Origin of the sequence: Streptomyces sp. NPDC001351 (assembly GCF_042896045.1) — a bacterium.
Lineage (GTDB): Bacteria > Actinomycetota > Actinomycetes > Streptomycetales > Streptomycetaceae > Streptomyces.
In genome coordinates this window covers 850984-870358 of sequence record NZ_JBIAWS010000004.1, presented here as the reverse complement: position 1 = coordinate 870358, position 19375 = coordinate 850984, and the positions used below count along the sequence as shown (strand labels likewise).

General features: G+C 72.3%; 11 protein-coding genes. 6 read left to right on the top strand and 5 right to left on the bottom strand.

Annotation, left to right across the window (positions count from 1 at the left end; translation table 11 throughout):
* Window positions 1-632 precede the first annotated feature (632 nt).
* On the bottom strand, window positions 633-1184 hold the full coding sequence (locus tag ACFY1U_RS18895; RefSeq protein WP_365844555.1) for a MarR family transcriptional regulator: 552 nt from the start codon (window positions 1182-1184) through the stop codon (window positions 633-635).
* Window positions 1185-1318: 134 nt separating this feature from the next.
* On the opposite strand from ACFY1U_RS18895, the gene ACFY1U_RS18890 reads away from it, so the two are divergent.
* Window positions 1319-2581: an MFS transporter gene (locus ACFY1U_RS18890; protein WP_390695236.1), complete on the top strand. Its 1263-nt coding sequence runs from the start codon at window positions 1319-1321 to the stop codon at window positions 2579-2581.
* A 7-nt stretch (window positions 2582-2588) separates the two neighbouring features.
* Here the strand turns inward: ACFY1U_RS18890 and ACFY1U_RS18885 are convergent, their stop codons facing one another.
* Both ACFY1U_RS18885 and ACFY1U_RS18880 read right to left on the bottom strand, forming a co-directional pair.
* Window positions 2589-4241 carry a SpoIIE family protein phosphatase gene (locus ACFY1U_RS18885; protein ID WP_390695200.1) on the bottom strand — a complete coding sequence of 551 codons (1653 nt, stop codon included), beginning with the start codon at window positions 4239-4241 and terminating at the stop codon, window positions 2589-2591.
* Between the two features lie 223 nt (window positions 4242-4464).
* Complete coding sequence (locus ACFY1U_RS18880; RefSeq protein WP_390695235.1) at window positions 4465-5844, bottom strand: NAD(P)/FAD-dependent oxidoreductase; 1380 nt, start codon at window positions 5842-5844, stop codon at window positions 4465-4467.
* A gap of 386 nt (window positions 5845-6230) precedes the next feature.
* Between ACFY1U_RS18880 and ACFY1U_RS18875 the strand changes: the two genes are divergently transcribed.
* Together ACFY1U_RS18875 and ACFY1U_RS18870 are read left to right on the top strand one after the other, a co-directional pair.
* Complete coding sequence (locus ACFY1U_RS18875) at window positions 6231-6998, top strand: TetR/AcrR family transcriptional regulator (RefSeq protein WP_390695199.1); 768 nt, start codon at window positions 6231-6233, stop codon at window positions 6996-6998.
* A 351-nt stretch (window positions 6999-7349) separates the two neighbouring features.
* Window positions 7350-9290 (top strand): sigma-70 family RNA polymerase sigma factor, encoded by a 1941-nt coding sequence (locus ACFY1U_RS18870; RefSeq protein ID WP_390695198.1) that lies wholly within the window; start codon window positions 7350-7352, stop codon window positions 9288-9290.
* A gap of 22 nt (window positions 9291-9312) precedes the next feature.
* Here the strand turns inward: ACFY1U_RS18870 and ACFY1U_RS18865 are convergent, their stop codons facing one another.
* Window positions 9313-12648 (bottom strand): BTAD domain-containing putative transcriptional regulator, encoded by a 3336-nt coding sequence (locus tag ACFY1U_RS18865; protein WP_390695197.1) that lies wholly within the window; start codon window positions 12646-12648, stop codon window positions 9313-9315.
* 254 nt (window positions 12649-12902) lie between these two features.
* Window positions 12903-15002 carry an asparagine synthase-related protein gene (locus ACFY1U_RS18860; RefSeq protein ID WP_390695196.1) on the bottom strand — a complete coding sequence of 700 codons (2100 nt, stop codon included), beginning with the start codon at window positions 15000-15002 and terminating at the stop codon, window positions 12903-12905.
* A 683-nt stretch (window positions 15003-15685) separates the two neighbouring features.
* Between ACFY1U_RS18860 and ACFY1U_RS18855 the strand changes: the two genes are divergently transcribed.
* The 3 genes from ACFY1U_RS18855 to trmB all read left to right on the top strand — a co-directional run bounded on the left by ACFY1U_RS18855 (window position 15686) and on the right by trmB (window position 19351).
* Window positions 15686-17110, top strand: a complete 1425-nt coding sequence (locus ACFY1U_RS18855) for an MFS transporter (RefSeq protein WP_351477320.1) — start codon at window positions 15686-15688, stop codon at window positions 17108-17110.
* 82 nt (window positions 17111-17192) lie between these two features.
* Window positions 17193-18413: an L-2-hydroxyglutarate oxidase gene (gene lhgO / locus ACFY1U_RS18850; protein ID WP_390695195.1), complete on the top strand. Its 1221-nt coding sequence runs from the start codon at window positions 17193-17195 to the stop codon at window positions 18411-18413.
* Between the two features lie 89 nt (window positions 18414-18502).
* Entirely contained in the window at window positions 18503-19351 is an 849-nt protein-coding gene (gene trmB / locus ACFY1U_RS18845) for a tRNA (guanosine(46)-N7)-methyltransferase TrmB (RefSeq protein ID WP_390695194.1), read from the top strand.
* Window positions 19352-19375 lie beyond the last annotated feature (24 nt).

Here is a 19375-nt window from a genome sequence, read left to right as displayed (position 1 = left end):
ATCGGGTGACACATCACGAGAGCGGAACCGCCGGGCGGAATAAGCCCGAACGGTTCACAGCGTCCTCGCTGTGTATTTTCAAAGGAACCTCGCCCTCCCGAACGGGAGAGACGGGGTATCAACATATCTGGCGTTGATTTTTGGCACGCTGTTGAGTTCTCAAGGAACGGACGCTTCCTTTGTACTCACCCTCTCGGGCTTTCCTCCGGGCAGTTTCCCTTCGGTCTTGCGTTTCCGACTCTATCAGACCGTTTCCGGTTCCGATTTCCTCGGTGCTTTCCAGGTTCCCGCTTTCGCGTTTCCCTTTCCGGCGGTTCCGACTCTATCAGATCCTTTCGGGCCTGACTCCCAGTCAGAGGGGGCTGTCCTCCCGGCCGTTGGGCCGTTCCGACGTCTCAAACCTTAGCGGATCCCTTCGGCAGTTCCTAATCGGGCTGCCGGGTCCGAATCGAATTGAATTCGGGCACGCCGAAAGCAATCCCATTGGGAGATCGTTCTGATGGTTTGAGGGTGCCGCTCGTGCGGCGGAGGTGCTGTCGCAGAACCGTTACGGCTCTGTGGCAACCCGAAGAACTTTACGGATCTGGGAGGGGCTTGTCAAGCACCCTCTGTCAAGATCTTTTAGGTCGGCCTCAGTCCAGGTCGGTGAGGCGTCCGCCCGCGTCCGGCTGGGCGTGTTCCACCCTGCGCAGGAGGCGGGTGAGGACCTCCCCCAGAGTACTGCGCTCGTCGGGGGACAGGTCCTGGAGGAGGTCCTCCTCGAAGACCGTGGCGAGGCGCATCGCCTCGAGCCACTTCTCGCGGCCCTCCGCGGTCAGCTCCACGATCACCCGGACCCGGTTGGACTCGTCGCGCTCCCGGGTCACCAGGCCCTCGGCGACCATGCGGTCGATCCGGTGGGTCATCGCGGCCGGCGTGAGACCCAGGCGCTTGGCGAGATCGCTCGGGCCCAGGCGGTAGGGGGCACCGGAGAGGACGAGGGCCTTGAGGACCTCCCACTCGGCGTTGCTGATGCCGAGGGCGGAAGTCTGGCGGCCGTAGGCGACGTTCATACGGCGGTTCAGGCGGGACAGGGCCGAGACGATCTTTTCGACCTGGGGGTCGAGGTCCCGGAACTCGCGCTGGTAGGCGGCGATCTGCTCTTCGAGTGTCGGTTCGCCGAGGGTGCCGGGGGTGTCGCCCATGGGCGAAGTATGGCACGGGCCTGCTTGGCGTTGAAGTTCTTCTGGGTGTACTGTTTAGCTTCGAAGTTTAGCTTCTAAGTCTTCACTCCTAACTACTGAGAGAGGTGAACGTGACCAGGGCGATGGGCGCAGCGATGCGCCGGATCCACGTGGGTAACGCACTCAGCGCATTCGGGCTCGGCTTCACCGTCCCCTACCTGTACGTCTATGTGGCGCAGGTGCGGGGGCTGGGGGCCATGACGGCGGGGCTCGTGCTCGCCGTCTTTGCCGTGGCCGCGCTGATCGTGCTGCCGTTCGCCGGGCGGGCCATCGTCCGGCGCGGTCCCCGGCCGGTCCTGCTCGCCGCCTTGGTCACTGCCGCCGTTGGAGCGCTGAGCCTGGGGCTGGCGGGCAGCAGCACCGCCGTGCTGTTGTCGGCGGCCGCGCTCGGGGCCGGACAGGCCGTGATGCAGCCGGCGCTCGCGACGATGATCGTGGACTGCTCCACGGCGGACACCCGCTCGCGTGCGTTTGCGATGCAGTTCTTCCTGCAGAACCTGGGGCTGGGTGTCGGCGGGCTCATCGGCGGCCATCTTGTTGACTCTACGCGCGTCGACTCCTTCACTCTGCTGTTCTCGATCGAGGCCGCGGTGTTCCTGCTGCTCGCGGTCGTGATGGCCACCGTGCGGATGCCGCACTCCCCGCGCATCGGGGACGCGCCCGCTCAGTCGGTGAAGGGCAGCTGGAAGCAGCTGCTCGGCAACCGGGCCATGGTGCAGCTGTCCGTGCTGGGCTTTGTGCTGTTCTTCGCCTGCTACGGGCAGTTCGAGTCGGGGCTGAGCGCGTACGGCGTCGAGGCCGCGGGCATCTCGACCTCGGCGCTGGGGACGGCGCTCGCCGCCAACACCCTGATGATCGTCGTCGCGCAGTTCGCCGTGCTGAGGTTCGTCGAGCGCCGGCGCCGGTCCCGGGTGATCGCCGGTGTCGGGCTGATCTGGGCCGTGGCGTGGGTCCTGGCGGGGTACGCCGGGCTCGGGCACGGCAGCCAGGAGATGGCGACGGCCGCGTTCGTGTCGACGTATGCCCTGTTCGGGCTGGGTGAGGCGATGCTGTCGCCGACCGTCGCTCCGCTGGTCGCCGATCTCGCTCCGACCGGGATGGCGGGGCAGTACAACTCCGCCTTCGCGCTGGTGAAGCAGCTTGCGCTGGCCGTCGGGCCGGCCGTGGGCGGGCCGCTGGGGGCGTCGCTGCCCGTGCCGTACATCGTGACCTTCCTGCTGTTCTCGCTGGGGATCACCTTCCTCGCGCTGCGGCTGGGGCGGCAGCTCACCGCCGTACAGGATCAGCCGTGGCTCGGGAAGAGCCGGGTGGTCGCCCGGGGTGGGGCTGCCGCGGAGTCGGTGGTCGCGGAGGCCTGAGCGGGGGTCAGGGCGAGCCCTTGGGGAGGACGAACTCGCACCAGACCGCCTTGCCTCCGCCCGGGGTGCGTCGTGAGCCCCAGTTAGAGGCGATCGTCGCGACGATGGCGATGCCCCGGCCCGACTCGTCGCCGGGTTCCGCCCGGCGGCGGCGCGGGAGGTGGTCGTCGCCGTCGGTGACCTCGATGATCAGGCGGCGGTCGGTGCGGCGCAGGCGCAGGCGCATGGGTGGTGTGCCGTGCTGGAGGGAGTTGGCGACCAGTTCGCTCGCTGCCAGGACCCCGAGGTCGTGGAGTTCGGTCGGGAAGCGCCAGCTCGTCAGGACGCCGGAGGCGAAGGCACGCGCGCGTGGGGCCGCCTCGATGCCGCCGAGGAGTTCGAGGGCCGCGTTGCGGAAGAGGTCGCTGTCCGGGCCGGTGCGGGCCGGGTGCTGGAGGACCAGGACGGCCACGTCGTCGTCGTGGTCCGCCGTCACGCCTGCCGAGCGGACCAGGCGGTCGCACACGACCTGGGGGGTGCCCGTGGCGCCGGACAGGGCTCGCTCCAGGGCCGCGATGCCCTCGTCGAGGTCCTCGTCCCGGCGTTCCACCAGGCCGTCCGTGTAGAGGACGGCCGTGGAGCCGGGGCCCAGGGGGACCGAGCCCGAGGCGTGCATCCAGCCGCCCGTGCCGAGGGGCGGGCCGGTCGGTTCGTCGGCGCGCAGGACTACTCCGCTCTCGTCGCGGACGAGGATCGGGAGGTGGCCGGCGGAGGCGTACACCAGGCGGCCCTCGTTCGGGTCGTGGATGGCGTACACGCAGGTGGCGATCTGGTTGGCGTCGATCTCCGTGGCCAGGCCGTCGAGGAGTTGCAGGACCTCGTGCGGGGGGAGGTCGAGGCGGGCGTACGCGCGGACCGCGGTACGGAGTTGGCCCATGACGGCCGCTGCTCGTACGCCCCGGCCCATCACGTCGCCGATGACCAGGGCCGTGCGGCCGCCGCCGAGGGTGATGACGTCGTACCAGTCGCCGCCGACCGCCGCCTCGGTGCCGCCGGGCTGGTAGGTGGCGGCGATGCGCAGGTCGTCGGGTTCTTCGAGTTCCTGGGGCAGCAGTGAGCGCTGGAGGGTGACGGCTGTTTCGCGCTGGCGGCGTTCGCTGGCGCGGAGGCGTTCCGCGGCCTCGGCGTGGTCGGTGACGTCGGTCGCGAAGACCAGTACGCCCGCGTTCTCGCCTTCCGTCACCGGGGTGCAGGTGAAGGTGTAGGAGCGGCCGTCGGGTGCCTTGCGGGACTTGAGGGTGCGGGGCTTGCGGCTGCGCAGGACCTGGTCGAGGAGCGGAAGCAGGCCCAGTTCCTCGAGTTCGGGGAGGGATTCGCGGGTGGGCTCGCCGAGCGGCCGTACGCCGAAGGCCGTCACATAGGCGTCGTTGATGTAGGCGACGCGGTGATCGGGGCCGTGGACGAGGGCGACGAGGGCCGGGACGCGGTCGAGGACCTCGCGGACGGGGAGCTCGTCGACGGCCGGTACGGGTGCGTGCTCGTCGGTGAGTTGCTCGGCGCGGGCCGCGGGCACGGCGTTCGGGGTCTCGGCCTGCCGGTCGGGGGCGGCCGTGTGATCGGTCCGCGCTGCGGCGCGGCGCTGCGTTCCGGGGAGCCGGGCGCTCCAGCGCGTGAAGTTCACGAATCCTTGCCTCGTGTCGTCGTCTTCGGCGTCTTCGGCCGGCTCCGGACCCGGCCGGAGGGCTGGGGCGTGACACCCCCGGGGTGCAGCACGGTGGAGAGAGCCTCTTGGGTTCGAAGGGCGAGCATCTGCTCGCCCTGGGGCGGGGATCAGTCTGGCAGTGTGGCCCACCGGGGCGACATCCGTGAGACGCCCGGTCGGTCGGTGGAGTTCCTGGGTCCGGTCAGGACGACCCCTTCGAGTCGTTCATCGGGTCGGTAGGAGGCTTTCCACCGGCCGCGAGTTCGAACTCCGCTCGGGGATGTTCGAGCGAACCCAGGGAGACGATCTCCCGCTTGAAGAGGCCCGAAAGGGTCCATTCGGCCAGGACACGGGCCTTGCGATTGAAGGTGGGCACCCTGCTGAGGTGGTAGACGCGGTGCATGAACCAGGCAGGGTAGCCCTTCAGCTTGCGCCCGTAGACGTGGGCGACGCCCTTGTGGAGGCCCAGGGAGGCGACCGAGCCGACGTATTTGTGGGAGTACGTCTCGAGGGGCTCGCCGCGCAGCGAGTGCGCGATGTTGTCGCCGAGGAGCTTGGCCTGGCGGACGGCGTGCTGGGCGTTGGGGGCGGTCTCCGTGCCGGGTTCGGCGGCCGTGACGTCGGGGACGGCGGCCGCGTCTCCTGCCGCCCACGCGTGCGTGGCGCCGTCGATCGTCAGCTGGGGGGTGCATTTCAGCCGACCGCGTTCGGTGCGGGGCAGGTCGGTGGCGGCGAGCAGCGGGCTGGGCTTCACGCCGGCCGTCCAGACGACCGTACGGGTCGGGAAGCGGGAGCCGTCGCTGAGGACGGCGACGCGGTCCGCGCAGGACTCCAGGCGGGTGTGCAGGCGTACGTCGATGTTGCGGCGGCGCAGTTCGGTGACCGTGTAGCGGCCCATCTCCTCGCCGACCTCGGGCAGGATGCGGTCCGAGGCCTCGACGAGGATCCACTTCATGTCCTCGGGCCGGAGGTTGTGGTAGTAGCGGGCGGCGTAGCGGGCCATGTCCTCGAGTTCGCCGAGCGCCTCGACCCCGGCGAAGCCGCCGCCGACGAAGACGAAGGTGAGCGCCGCGTCGCGGATCGCGGGGTCGCGGGTGGAGGAGGCGATGTCCATCTGCTCGATGACGTGGTTGCGCAGGCCGATGGCCTCCTCGACCGACTTGAAACCGATGCCGTGGTCGGCGAGGCCGGGGACGGGCAGCGTGCGCGAGATCGAGCCGGGCGCCAGGACGAGTTCGTCGTACGTCATGTGCTCGGGGCCCGCTCCCTCCTCCTCCGTGGCGAGGGTGGTGAGGGTCGCGGTGCGTTTGGCGTGGTCGATGGAGAGGACCTCGCCGACGACGACATGGCACTGGGCCAGGACGCGGCGCAGCGGTACGACGACATGCCGGGGTGAAATGGCACCGGCGGCCGCTTCGGGAAGGAATGGCTGATAGGTCATGTACGGGTCTGGAGTGACGACTGTGATCTCGGCCTCGCCCCGCCTGAGTTCCCGTTTCAGCTTCTGCTGGAGGCGCAGGGCCGTGTACATCCCGACGTAGCCGCCGCCGACAACGAGAATGCGCGCACGTTCCTTCACCATCCCATGACGCACCCAGCGCTTGAGTTTGTCCACAGCCCCGACAATTTGTGTGACGCGGGGCCGGGGACGCCCAGGGTTGGCCGAATTGCCCGAGTACCCGAAAGGATCGCAGGTCAGCGGGTGTGCGCCGGATGACCTTGGGGGGCGCAATCGGGACGTATGCGACCCGTACTCCGATCGGGGGGCGCTCCGTGCGGAACCTGCCCCTTCTGAATTGACTCCCTCTCAACTATGTTCGTGTCTCGACGGGGTGTAGGGGGATGCACTCATCGGTCGTCGAGTCCGCGACGGGCGGGCCGGTGAACCGGGCTTGTTCCCACGCTCCGGCAACCAATGAATGGCGGGGAGAGTCTCCGGGGGGAGACGTCATTACCGGGGGAACGCTTATGCATGTTCAGGACTCTCATTGGTCGTCCGCGTCTGCACTGACATCGGGCGGCATGGTGAGCGCGGCGACGGGCAACGGACGCGGGGACACCTCGCGCACGACGCCGCTGCGCGTGGATGCACAGCGCAATCTGGAGCACGTACTGCGCGCGGCGCGCGAGGTCTTCGGCGAGCTGGGGTACGGCGCGCCGATGGAGGACGTGGCGCGGCGGGCGCGGGTGGGTGTGGGGACCGTGTACCGGCGGTTCCCGAGCAAGGACGTCCTGGTGCGGCGGATAGCCGAGGAGGAGACCTCCCGGCTGACCGACCAGGCCCGGGCGGCGCTCGGCCAGGAGGACGAGCCGTGGTCGGCGCTCTCGCGCTTCCTGCGGACGTCGGTGGCCTCGGGTGCCGGGCGGCTGCTGCCGCCGCAGGTGCTGCGGGTCTCGGCCGGGGACGAGGGGTCCGACGGGACGGTCTTCGACGAGGCCCGGGTGCCGCAGCAGCGCACGCAGCCGGGTACCGGGGAGCTGCGGCTCGTTCCCGAAGGGGCCCCGAGGATCCCGGCGGAGGACGACACGGGTGCGGCGGCGCTGCTCGAGGTCGTGGGCCAGCTCGTGGAGCGGGCGCGCGCGGCGGGTGAGCTGCGGGCCGATGTGTCGGTCTCGGACGTCCTGCTGGTCATCGCCACGGCGGCGCCCTCGCTGCCGGACGCGGCTCAGCAGGCGGCCGCTTCGGCACGGCTGCTCGACATCCTGCTGGAGGGGCTGCGGTCACGGCCGGCCTGAGGCGGCGGCCTGTCCGCGGGAGGGGCCGTGTCAGCGTCTCCGGTGGCCTGTAACTCGAACGGTCCGTAACTCGAAGAGGTGACGGTGGGGCGTGGGCAGTGCTCAGCCCGCGCGCCCGGCGTGAGCCCGGAAAGAGCGGGACATTTCCGGTATGCCGCTCAACTGCCGCTCAATTTCCGTCTGTCGGGCGTCGATTGAGCCTTCCCCGAATGAGTGACGGCTAGTACTACGGCACGACAAGTCCCCACGGACGGGTGGATGGCCCGCACTGATGGGTCCTGAACAAAAGCCAATATGGCACTCTGACCCGGTGTTCGGGACTGGTTGGGCAGGCGTCGGGGGCTTTCCGCGATGAGCGTTGACGGGCGGGACGAGCCACTGGGTGACGGTGACGCGGAGGCCGGTGGTTCGCCGCAGGTGCCGAGTCAGGGCGGGCCGGGCGGACGGGCGGGTGTCCCGCGCGGCGGCGGTCGCCCGGAGACCGTCATCCCGCCGCAGGGCGGTGAGCCGGTCGAGCCCGTCGAGGGCAGTGTCCCGGCGCAGCGCGACCGGCGGGAGGACGGCGTCCTGCCGCCGCCCAGGGACCAGCCGCCCTCCGACGCCGATCTGATCGGGCGGATGCGCTCGGGCGACGACACCGCGTACGAGGCGCTGTACCGGCGCCACGCGGACGCGGTGCGCCGCTATGCCCGCACCTGCTGCCGGGACGCGCACACCGCGGACGACCTCACCGCGGAGGTCTTCGCCCGCATGCTCCAGGCGGTACGCGGCGGCCACGGCCCCGAGCACGCCGTACGCGCGTATCTGCTCACCACCGTCCGACGAGTGGCCGCCAACTGGACGAAGTCCGCGAAGCGGGAGCAACTGGTCGACGACTTCGCGGTGTTCGCGGCGCAGGCCGCGCGCTCCTCCGAGGTGTCCGAGGACGACGCTTTGGAGCTCGGCGCCGAGGTGCGCGCGATGCACGAGGCCGAGCAGTCCATGGCCATGCAGGCCTTCCGGTCGCTGCCGGAGCGCTGGCAGGCCGTCCTGTGGCACACCGAGGTCGAGGACGAGTCGCCGAGTGAGGTCGCCACGCTCTTCGGCCTTGACGCCAACGGCACCCGGGTGCTCGCCAGCCGCGCCCGCGAGGGCCTCAAGCAGGCCTACCTCCAGGCCCACGTCAGCGCCACGCTCGCCGACGACGAGGAGTGCGCCCGTTACGCCGACCGGCTCGGCGCCTACGCCCGCGGCGGACTGCGCACGCGCGCCGAGCGGGGGCTGCGCAAGCACCTGGAGGAGTGCGCCAAGTGCCGGCTGGCCGCGGGTCAGATCAAGGAAGTCGCCGGCGGTATCCCTGGCGTCGTGCCGGTCGCGGTCATCGGCTGGTTCGGTGCCGCCGGGTACGCCAAGGTGGCCGCGCTCATCGCGGGCGGCACCGGAGCCGGTGCGGCGGGCGCCGCGGGTGCGGCCGCCGCGGCGAGCGGCGGCTCCTCCAGCGGGGCGGGCGCCGGTGGCGCGGCGGCCTCCGAGGGGCTGGGCGCCCCCGCGAAGATCGGGATCGCCGCCGGTGTCCTCGCCGCCGCGGGTGTGGCGGTGGCCCTCGCGATGTCCGGGAGCGACACCCCGGTCAGGAAGCCGGACGCGAAGCCACCCGCCTCCGCGCCGGCCGTCCGGCCAAAGGCGCCCAAGCCGACGCCGCCGAAGAAGAAGCCCGAGCCGAAGCCGCCGGTGATCGTGGGTGCGGCGGCTCCCGCGCCGACTCCGACCCCTGCTCCCCGGCCGAAGCCCACCCCGACCCCCACGCCCACCCCCACGCCCACCCCCAAGCCGAAACCGACGCCGAAGCCCACCCCCACCCCGACTCCGCCGCCGGTTCCGGCCGTCTACCAGTGGAGCGGGCTGTCGTACAACCTCGGCGGCGACGGCACCAAGCCCGAGATGCGGCTCGGCGAGAGCAGCTGGGTGTGGCAGCGGTACGGCATGGCGATCGCCGGCAAGCAGTACGCGCAGGGCGTGACCGTGCACGGCGAGTCCTCCGTCACCGTCGACCTCAACCGCAGCTGCTCCGCCTATGACGCCCTGGTGGGCGTCGACGACATGACCCTGGGGCTCGGCAGGGTCTACTTCTCCGTCTACGCCGACGGCGTCCGGCTGTGGCAGTCCGGGCTGAGCCAGGGCGGCTACCGGGCGGTCCCGGTCCATGTGAACCTCGCCGGGCGCCGGACGGTACGGCTGGTCGTCCAGCCGCAGAGCAGCTTCGACACCCTGACGCTCGCGGACTGGGCCGAGTCGAAGTTCACCTGCTCGTAGCGGCGTACGGCTGCGGTTTCGGCTACGGGAGCTGCTCGGCAGGGTGCCTGTGCAGGGCCTCGCCCAGTTCGGCGAGGAGGTCGTCGGCGGTGAGGGCGGCGCCCCGGGCGCACTCCGCCTCGTACTCCTCGGCGCACAGCGCGGCGCGGGCGGCGGCCTCGGCCCGCTCGGCCTCGGCGCGCTCCGGCATGGTGCGCGGTGCGCCGCCGCGCAGCTGCTCCGCGGCGGCGAGCAGGCGGACCGCGCGCGGATGGTCTCCCAGGTCGGACAGCACGACGGCCGCGCTGTCCAGGAGGGTCGCCGTGATCACGTCGGCGCAGCGCCGCTCCACCGCCTCGCGGACGGTGTCGGCCAGCTTCGGCAGTCCGTGCGCCGGGCCCGACTCGGCGACCGTCACCATGGCGTCAATCGCGTTCAGCATCACCATGAACTGGGGCGGAGGCGTGCCCCGCCCGATCTCCGCGCGAGCCGCCTCGTGCAGCGCGCGGGCACGGGCGGTGTCCTTCTCGTCCAGGGCGAGCTGGGCGCGCAGCAGCAGGACGAACGCCCTGGAGTCCGGTACGCCGTAGCGGTCGGCGGCGGCGGTCGCCTCGTCCAGCCCGCTGAGCGCGGCCGCGCGGTCCCCCGCCCGGTAGGCGATCTCGGCGAGCCGTGCCAGCAGGAACGGCGTCTCGGTGTAGGCGCCCACCTCGTAGGCGAGCCGCAGCGCCTCCCCGTACTCGCCCTTGGCCTCCTCCAGACGGCTGCGGGCCATCGCCGCCTCGCCGGCCGCGCTGCACACCTGGGCGCGCATCCAGCGGTCGCCGACGCGCCGGCTCAGCGCCCTGAGCTCGGCGAGGTCCTCGTCCACGCCCTCCATGCCGCCCGGTGAGTCGACGGCCATGTGCGTACGGAACATCAGGGCGACGCCGACCGCCCAGTCGTCGCCGTGGGCACGGCAGTTGGCGACGGACACGTCCAGGGCGGCGCGGACGTCCTGCGGGCTGTCCAGGACGAAGGTGGTGAACGGCCAGACCAGGCCCGGCATACGGGCCGCCTCCGGACCGCCCCGCTCGAAGAAGTCCCGCAGCCGGCCGACGTACTGACGCAGCCGGTCGTCCAGCAGCGCGTCCATCGGCTGGGTGTCCGACTTCATGAAGAGGTGCAGCATCCGGAGGTTCATGCGGACGGAGTGGCGGGGGTGGTGTGCTTCGGCGTCGGGGGCGGAGAGGTAGGCGTCCATGGGGTCTACGGCGTCCATGGGGTCTGTGGCGGAGGCCTGCGAGGCGGTGGTGGTGCCGTCCAGAGCGACGCCCAGGCGGAGGACCTGATCCAGCCAGGACTCGGCTTCGTGCCGGTAGTTGCGCAGCCACCAGAACCAGCCCATGGACAGGGCGAGGGCGGCGGCCTCCGGCTCGTCGCCCGCGGTGAGGGCACGGTGGAGGGCGGCGCGGATGTTGTCCAGCTCGGTCTCCAGACGGGAGATCCACGGGAGCTGGCCGGCGGAGCGCAGCAGGGGGTCGGCCTCCTCCACGAGCGCGCGCACCCACGCGCGGTGCCGGCGCTCGGCCGCGGCGCGCACTTCGGGGGTCTCGGCGGCGCGCTCCGCGGCGTACTCGTGGATGGTCTCCAGCATGCGGTAGCGCATGCCGCCGGAGCCGGTCCCCTCGTAGGGCGTCTCGGCCGGGGTGGCCACGATCAGGGACTTGTCGACGAGCGCCCCGACGAGATCGGTCGCGGGGCCGGTGCACACGGTCTCCGCCGCCGCGAGGTCCCAGCCGCCGGCGAACACGGAGACCTCGCGCAGCACCGTGCGCTCCCGCTCGTCGAGCAGCTCCCAGGACCAGTCGACGACCGCGCGCAGGGTCTGCTGGCGGGGCAGGACCGTACGGCTTCCGGAGGTGAGGAGGCGGAAGCGGTCGTCGAGGCGGTCGGCGATCTGGCGGGGCGTGAGCATCCGGAGCCGGGCCGCGGCCAGTTCGATCGCGAGCGGCAGGCCGTCCAGGCGGCGGCAGATCTCCTGCACCGCCTCGCGGTCGCGGAGCACGGTGGCCGCGTCGGGACGGACCGCGGAGGCGCGCTCCTCGAAGAGGCGGTGCGCCTGGTCGAGGACGAGGGGTTCGACCGGGCGCACGGACTCGCCGGGGACGCCCAGGGGTTCACGGCTGGTGGCGAGGATCGTGAGCCCGGGGCAGCGGGTGAGCAGCGTCTCGGCGAGGGCTGCCGCTGCTTCGATGACATGTTCGCAGTTGTCAAGGATCAGGAGTTGGCTGCGTGGGGCGCAGTACTCGACGAGCAGGGCGAGCGGGTCGTCCTGCGGGGCCGTCAGCTCGGTGGTCATCAGCACGGTCTCGCGCAGACCGAGGGCGCTGACCACCGCTCCGGGCACCGCCTCCGGGCGGTCCAGCGGTGCCAGTTCGACCAGCCAGGCCTGGGGGAGCCCGGCGGCGGCTTCCTCGGCGAGGCGGGTCTTTCCGGAGCCGCCCGGACCCGTGAGGGTGACGAGCCTTGCCCTGTGCAATTCGGAACGGATGGCGTCGAGTTCCGGTTCCCGGCCCACGAAAGAGGTAAGGCGGGGACGGATGTTGCCGGTGCGGGCGGGGGGCTCGGGTTGGGGGGCGGCGGGAGTGGGGGCGCGGGTGGGGGCGGGTTGCGGTGCTGTCGCGGGGGTGAGCAGTTCCATGTGCAGGGCGCGTAGTTGGGGGCCGGGATCGGTGCCCAGGCCTTCGGCGAGGGCTCGGCGGGCGGTCTCGTACGCGGCGAGGGCGTCGGCGGTGCGGCCCGTGTCGCGCAGGGCGCGGATGAGGAGGGCGTGCAACGGTTCGTCGTACGGGTGCGCCGCGGTCAGTTCCTGCAAGTGCGGTACGGCGGCGTGGGCGCGGCCGAGGTGCAGGTCCGCGTCGATGCGGGCCCTTGTCGCCTCGCGGTGCAGCGCGGCGGGGCGGGTGGCGGCGAGGCGGTCCGGGAGGTCGGCGAGGGCGGGGCCTCGGTACAGGGCCAGGGCCTGGTCCAGCATGTGTGCGGCGGTGTGCGGGTCGCCGTGGTCGAGGGCCGTGGTGCCCCGGCGTACCAGTCGCTCGAAGACGAACAGGTCCACGTCGTCCTGGGTCGCCTCGAGGCGGTAGCCGCCGGGGGCGGAGGTGATGCTCTGTCTGCCCAGGGTGCGGCGGAGGCGGGCGACCAGGGCCTGGAGGGCGGCGGGGGCGTCCTGGGGCGGGGCGTCCGACCAGACCTCGTCGATGAGGGTGTCGGGGGTGGTGACTCGGCCGGGGCGCAGGGCCAGGGCGGTGAGGAGGGTGCGGAGGCGCCGGCCGGGGATGGGTAGGGCGGTGCCGTGGTCGTCCTCTGCCTGGGTGACGCCCAGGATTCTGTACCGCACCGGGTCATTGTCGCCGGGGGGCGGGGGTGGGGCACGTGGTTTGCGGGGGCCGGGGTCTCGGGGCCCGTGCGGCTGGGGGGCACCGGGTGTTTTTCGCCCCCGCCGCCCCTACCCTTCCCGTCCCCAGGGGCTCCGCCCCTTCGACCCCGCCAGGGGCTCCGCCCCCGCACCCCGCTTCGGGGCTCCGCCCCGGACCCCGATCGGCCTGGACGGCCTCGTCCTCACACGCCGGACGGGCTGAAAAACGTGGACGCTCACGCCACCCCCGCTCCCCCGCCAGAAGCCAGCGCGCCCCTGCGGGGTGTGATCCCCGCCGGTACTGCTCGCTGGCGGGCCGGGGTGCCTGTCCAGCAGGTTCCTCGGCGGGAGAGGAGGCGGCGCAGCCAGAGTTCCAGGGAGACCAGGTCTGCCAGGCCGTCCAGGGGGAGGGGTTCACCCTCTGCTGCCGCGCGCAGGGCCTTGCGGACGACTCGGGCCTCCACCAGGCCCGCCTCCGCCAGCAAGGGGGTGCCGAAGAGGGCCATCAGGGAGTCGGCGGCCACCCTCAGCCCGGTGCGGGCCGCCACCGCTGCCGAGGCGTGGGAAGGAGCGCCCCAGCCGGGCGGGAGGTCGCTCACGCCGGCGCCTTCCAGGACCGTACGGAGGATCGCTGCACGCGCGCCCGGCTGTACGCGCAGCGCCTCGGGGAGGGCGCGGCAGGCGCGGACCACCTGGTTGTCGAGGAACGGCGCGTGCAGGCGTTGGGAGCGGACCTCGGCTGCTTGTTCCAGGATGCGCAGGTCGGCGGCGTGGCGGGCCAGGGCCGCCCGTGCGCGGTAGTCGCCCGGGCGTTGGGCCGGGCCCACGCCCGCGCGGCCCGTCGACGCCTGCAGGCGAACCGATACTTCAGCGAGGGCCTCGCCGGTCAGCCAGCGTGCCGCCGGGCCCGGTCTGGCCCAGGTGAGGGCGGCGAGGGACGCGCCGACAGCACCGCCCGGCTCGTCGAAGCGGCGTTGCAGGAGGCGTTCGGCGAGGAGGTCCAGGCCCGCCCGGTACGGGGTTCTCGCCAGCTTCCGGGCCGCGCCGTACACGCGCGCGGGGACCATCACCGAGCCGTCCGCCTTCGCGAGCGCCGCGACGGGACGGACCAGGTGGCGGCGTTTGCGGTCCATCAGGAGGTCGGCCAGGCGGGCCGGGTGCGCGTCCAGGACCTGGCGGGCGCCGTAGCCCGTGAAGTGGTCCGCGCTGCCGGAGGCCAGGCGGGCGCGGTGGCGGGCCGCCGTGACCAGGGACTGGCCCGGTTCGTCCGTCAGGGGGCCGTCCAGTTCGGCGTACGGGAGCGCCTCCTCGCCTCCGGTCACCACCACGTGGTGCAGACGGGGGTTGGCGGCCAGCGATCCCGCCCGCTCCAGTTCCGCCTCGCGGCCGCCGACCGCCAGGTCGTTGAAGGTGACCGCCAGCAGGCGTTCGCCCGCGCCCGTGCCGTGGCCCAGGACCGTGCCCGGCATGCCCGGCAGGCCGGCCGCCAGCAGGGCGAGCGTCCCGGACGCCGGGCCGCCGGAGAGGTCCGCGCCGATGCCCGCCACCGGCATCCCGCGCCCGGCGCGGCGCTCCGCCGGACCCATGCCGGGGACGGGACCCGGGTCCATGTCGGCTCCCGGGACGTGTCTCGGCGCCGCCAGGCGCGTGCGTACCGCCTCCACCAGCGCGTCGCGCACCGCGTCGACCGCGCTGTCCGGGTCCGCCGAGGGCGCCGCCACCGCGAGCGAGGCGACCGGCTCGTAGCCGGCGATCTCACGCGCACCCGCGCGCAGGATCAGCGCATGCCCCGGCGGAATGCGCCGTACGCCGTCGTAGGGCGTGGAGTCGTGCAGCGCGGCCGGCACGTCGGGGGCGGCGAGAAGCGCGGCGAGATGGCCGAAGTCGAGGTTGGCCTCGATGAGGTCGGCGAGGGGGAGCGCGGCGGTGGCGTAGGCCGTACCGCCCGCCCACGGGGTGTAGAAGACGGGCCGGGCGCCCGCCAGGTCGCCGCAGACGGTGACCCGGCGGCCGACCTGGACGATGGCGGTGTAGCTGCCCGGCCACGCCGTCAGATGCCGCAGTGCGCCCCCGCGTGCGGCGAAGAGACCGACCCGCAGCTGCTCGTCGGACGCCCCGCACGTGCCCAGGACCGCGATCCGGGTCTGCGCGTCGGCCTTCACCACGCGCACCTCGTCGGGCCGCCAGTCGCCGACCGCCCAGAGCGGGTCCGGGTCTCCCCACAGGAGTTGGGAGCCCACCGGGTGCACGGTCTCGCCGTCCTGTCCGGTGGCCCCCGCGGATCCGATGTCCGAAGCCCCCGCGGCGGTGCTGCTCCATCCCACCAACCACCGCATGGACGCCTCCACAGGCTGTGGACAACCAGTGCACCGTACGAACTGGTTCACCATGCTGCCATGAAGAGCGCACGCCGGAGGCGTGGTGGAGCCGCTTACGCCCCCCGGGCGGCGCTTCGGCGCTCAACCGCCCGCCGTGCCGAACACCCGTGCCCGGCACGGCGGCTGCGACGCGAATGCGCCCCCGAAATGCTCCCCGAAAACGCCGTTCGCGCCCTCAAGTCCCATGGTGGGAGCGGCAATTACCTGGGAAGCGCGGGGGCGATTTTCAGCCAAATCGGTGATGGCGAGCCAGGCTTGGACACGCTCCGTACATGCTCTGAGCATCGCCTCACCCGCGCGCAGCCCGGGAGACGGAGTTCGCCCCCCGGGCCCGTCCGCCGCCCGCGGGGATGAAGGCGGCGGTGTCCCCCAGCCCGCTGGATCCAGTACAGCGGGCCGACCCACGCACCATCCATGGAAGCGCTCCCGGCATGGCCGGAGAAGAGCGCACGGACGGGCGCACGGCCACACACCGGGAGCATGGCGCAACTGCGCGTATCGGACCCGCACTTCAGTACGGACCACAATCCCGCCATCCGGAACAATGCCCCTTAACGCTTGGGATGCGGCGAACTACGCTGGGTTTACGAATGCCGCGTGGTTATGCCAGCGCGGCAGCCGTCTGTGTCGAGGGGTGGCGCATGTCCAGGGAGCAACGCGGGCCGAACGAAAAGCTCGGCGCCGTTCTCGCCCTCGCGGGAATCAGCAACGCAGGACTCGCGCGTCGCGTCAACGATCTTGGCGCTCAACGCGGGTTGACTCTTCGCTACGACAAGACCTCGGTGGCGCGCTGGGTGTCGAAGGGCATGGTGCCGCAGGGCGCCGCGCCGCACCTCATCGCCGCCGCGATAGGGCAGAAGCTCGGCCGCCCGGTGCCGCTCCACGAGATCGGCCTGGCGGACGCGGATCCCGCACCCGAAGTGGGCCTCGCCTTCCCCAGGGACGTAGGACAGGCGGTGCGGTCGGCGACGGAGCTCTACCGTCTCGACCTCGCCGGGCGCCGGGCCGGCTCCGGCGGGATCTGGCAGTCGCTGGCCGGATCGTTCGCAGTAAGCGCATACGCAACGCCCGCCTCACGATGGCTGATAACACCGGCCGACAGTTCGGTCGCGCGCGAGGCGAACTCCGCCGACGGCTCGGGCGCACCGCTCAAAGTCGGCCACAGCGATGTGCAGAAGCTGCGGGAGGCCGCCGAGGACGCCCGGCGCTGGGACTCCAAGTACGGCGGAGGCGACTGGCGTTCGTCGATGGTGCCCGAGTGCTTGAGGGTGGAGGCGGCTCCGCTGCTGCTCGGGGCGTACTCGGACGAGGTCGGGCGCGCGCTGTTCGGGGCGAGCGCCGAGCTGACCCGGCTCGCGGGCTGGATGGCCTTCGACACCGGGCAGCAGGAGGCCGCGCAGCGGTACTACATCCAGGCGCTGCGGCTGGCCCGGGCCGCCGCCGACGTGCCCCTCGGGGGGTATGTGCTGGCGTCCATGTCGCTGCAGGCGACCTATCGCGGCTTCGGCGACGAGGGCGTCGATCTCGCGCAGGCCGCCCTCGAGCGCAACCGGGGGCTGGCGACCGCCCGCACCATGAGTTTCTTCCGGCTCGTCGAGGCGCGGGCGCACGCGCGCGCGGGTGACGCGCAGGCGGCGGGCGGAGCGCTGCGGGCCGCCGAAGGGTGGCTGGAACGGGCCCGTGACGGTGACAATGACCCGTCCTGGCTCGGTTTCTACTCTTACGACCGTTTCGCTGCGGATGCGGCGGAGTGCTACCGCGATCTGAAGGCGCCGCGTCAGGTGCGGCGGTTCACCGAGCAGGCGCTGTCGAAGCCGACGGAGGAGTTCGTGCGGTCGCACGGGCTGCGGCTGGTCGTCTCGGCGGTGGCCGAGCTGGAGTCGGGCAATCTTGACGCGGCGTGCGAGCAGGGGGTCCGGGCCGTGGAGGTGGCCGGGCGGATCTCGTCCGCGCGGACCACGGAGTACGTGAAGGATCTTCTGCACCGGCTGGAGCCGTACGGGGACGAGCCTCGGGTGGTGGAGCTGCGGGAGCGGGCGCGGCCCTTGCTGATGGCCCCCGCCTGAGCCGGGGCTGGTGAAGGAGAACCTCTTTCCTCCCAGGTTTGAAGTGGTTGTCAGTGGCGCAGTGCACTATCGGTAGCGGGAGGTGGTGCACGTGCGGCCGGGGATCGCTTACGACTGTGATGTGCTGGTGGTGGGGGGTGGCATCGTCGGGCTGTCCACGGCGTTCGCGATCACGCGCATCGCGCCGGGGACGCGGGTGACCGTGCTGGAGAAGGAGCCGGGGCCGGCCCGGCACCAGACGGGGCGCAACAGCGGGGTGATCCACAGCGGGATCTACTACCGTCCGGGGTCCCTGAAGGCGCGGTATGCGGTGCGGGGCGCCGCCGAGATGGTGAAGTTCTGCGCGGAGTACGGAATCGCGCACGCCGTCACCGGCAAGCTGATCGTCGCGACCGAGAAGGACGAGCTGCCGCGGCTGCACGCCCTGGTGCAGCGCGGACGGGAGAACGGGATTCCGGTACGGGAGCTGAGCGGCCCCCAGATCGCGGAGTACGAGCCGGAGGTGCGCGGTCTCGCGGCCATACACGTCGGGACGACCGGGATATGCGACTTCGTGGGGGTCGCCCGGCAGCTGGCCGAGGCATCCGGGGCGGAGATCCGGTACGGGGCACGGGTCGAGCGGATCGACCGGCGGCCGGAGCTCGGGGTGGCCGTGCGGACGACGAGCGGGGACGTCGTCCGCGGGCGCGTGCTGGTGAACTGCGCCGGGCTGTACTGCGACGAGGTGGCCTGGCTGACCGGGGACGACCCCGAGATGCGGATCGTGCCGTTCCGGGGCGAGTACTACGAGCTGGCCCGTCCCGACCTGGTGCGCGGGCTGGTGTATCCGGTGCCGGACCCGGCGTTCCCGTTCCTCGGCGTGCACCTCACGCGCGGGATCGACGGCGGTGTGCACATCGGGCCGAACGCGGTGCCGGCGCTGGCGCGGGAGGGGTACGACTGGGGCGTCGTACGGCCGCGGGAGGTGGCGCGGACGCTGGCCTGGCCGGGGGCGTGGCGGATGGCCGGGCGGCACTGGCGGTACGGGGCCGGTGAGCTGGCGCGGTCGGTGTCCAAGGGGGCGTTCACCACGGCGGTGCGGCGGCTGCTGCCGGCGGTGACCGCGGATGATCTGGTGCCGACTGCGGCGGGGGTGCGGGCGCAGGCGGTGCTGCGGGACGGGGGGCTGGTGGACGACTTTCTGATCAAGGAGGGGGCTCGGGCCGTGCATGTGCTGAATGCGCCCTCGCCTGCGGCGACCGCTTCGCTGCCGATCGGGCGGGAGGTGGCGGGGCGGGCGCTGGCCATGCTGGGGTCGGTGTGAGGCCGCCCGGCGGCGGGGTTGCCGTCCCTGGGGCTGGGGGGTGCCACCCGGGCTGAGAGGTGGCCGCACCCCGTAAAATCGGCCTCACTGTGTCTGACTCCCTCAACGCCCCCGAAGCCCCCCGCCCCGGCGAGCATGTGCCGCACATCCCCGGAGTGTCCGTCCGGCATACCCGGGCCAAGGGGGAGCCACGGTTCCCGGACGGGCCGAAGGCTGATCCCGCCGGGTCGCACTTCGAGCGGCGGATCCGGAGTTTTCAGCCGCGGCGCAGCCGGGTGACCGCCGGGCAGGCGGATGCGCTGCAGCGGCTGTGGCCCAAGTGGGGGCTGGACATCGACGGGCAGCGGACCCTCGATCTCGGCGAGCTGTTCGGGAACGGCAATCCCGTCGTGCTGGAGATCGGGTTCGGGATGGGTGAGGCCACCGCGCAGATGGCCGCCGCGGACCCGGACACCAACATCCTCGCCGTGGACGTGCACACCCCGGGGCAGGGGAATCTGCTCAACCTCGCCGACCACGACGGGCTGTCCAACGTCCGCGTGGCCAACGGGGACGCGATCATCCTGCTGCGCGAGATGCTCACCCCGGATTCGCTGGACGGGCTGCGGGTCTATTTCCCCGACCCGTGGCCGAAGAAGCGGCATCACAAGCGACGGCTGATCCAGCCGGAGTTCCTCGACCTCGCCGCGGCCCGGATCAGGCCCGGCGGCATCGTGCACTGCGCGACCGACTGGGAGCCGTACGCCGAGCAGATGCTCGAAGTGCTGACGGCGCATCCGGAGTTCGAGAACACGCGGCCGGAGGGCGGTTTTGCGCCCCGTCCCGACTTCCGGCCGCTGACCCGTTTCGAGGGCCAGGGACTGGACAAGGGACATGTCGTGAACGACCTGCTCTTCCGTCGCGTACAGCATCACAACCAGCCCCCCACCGGCGCCTGAAGCCCCACGGCCCTGCGGGCAATC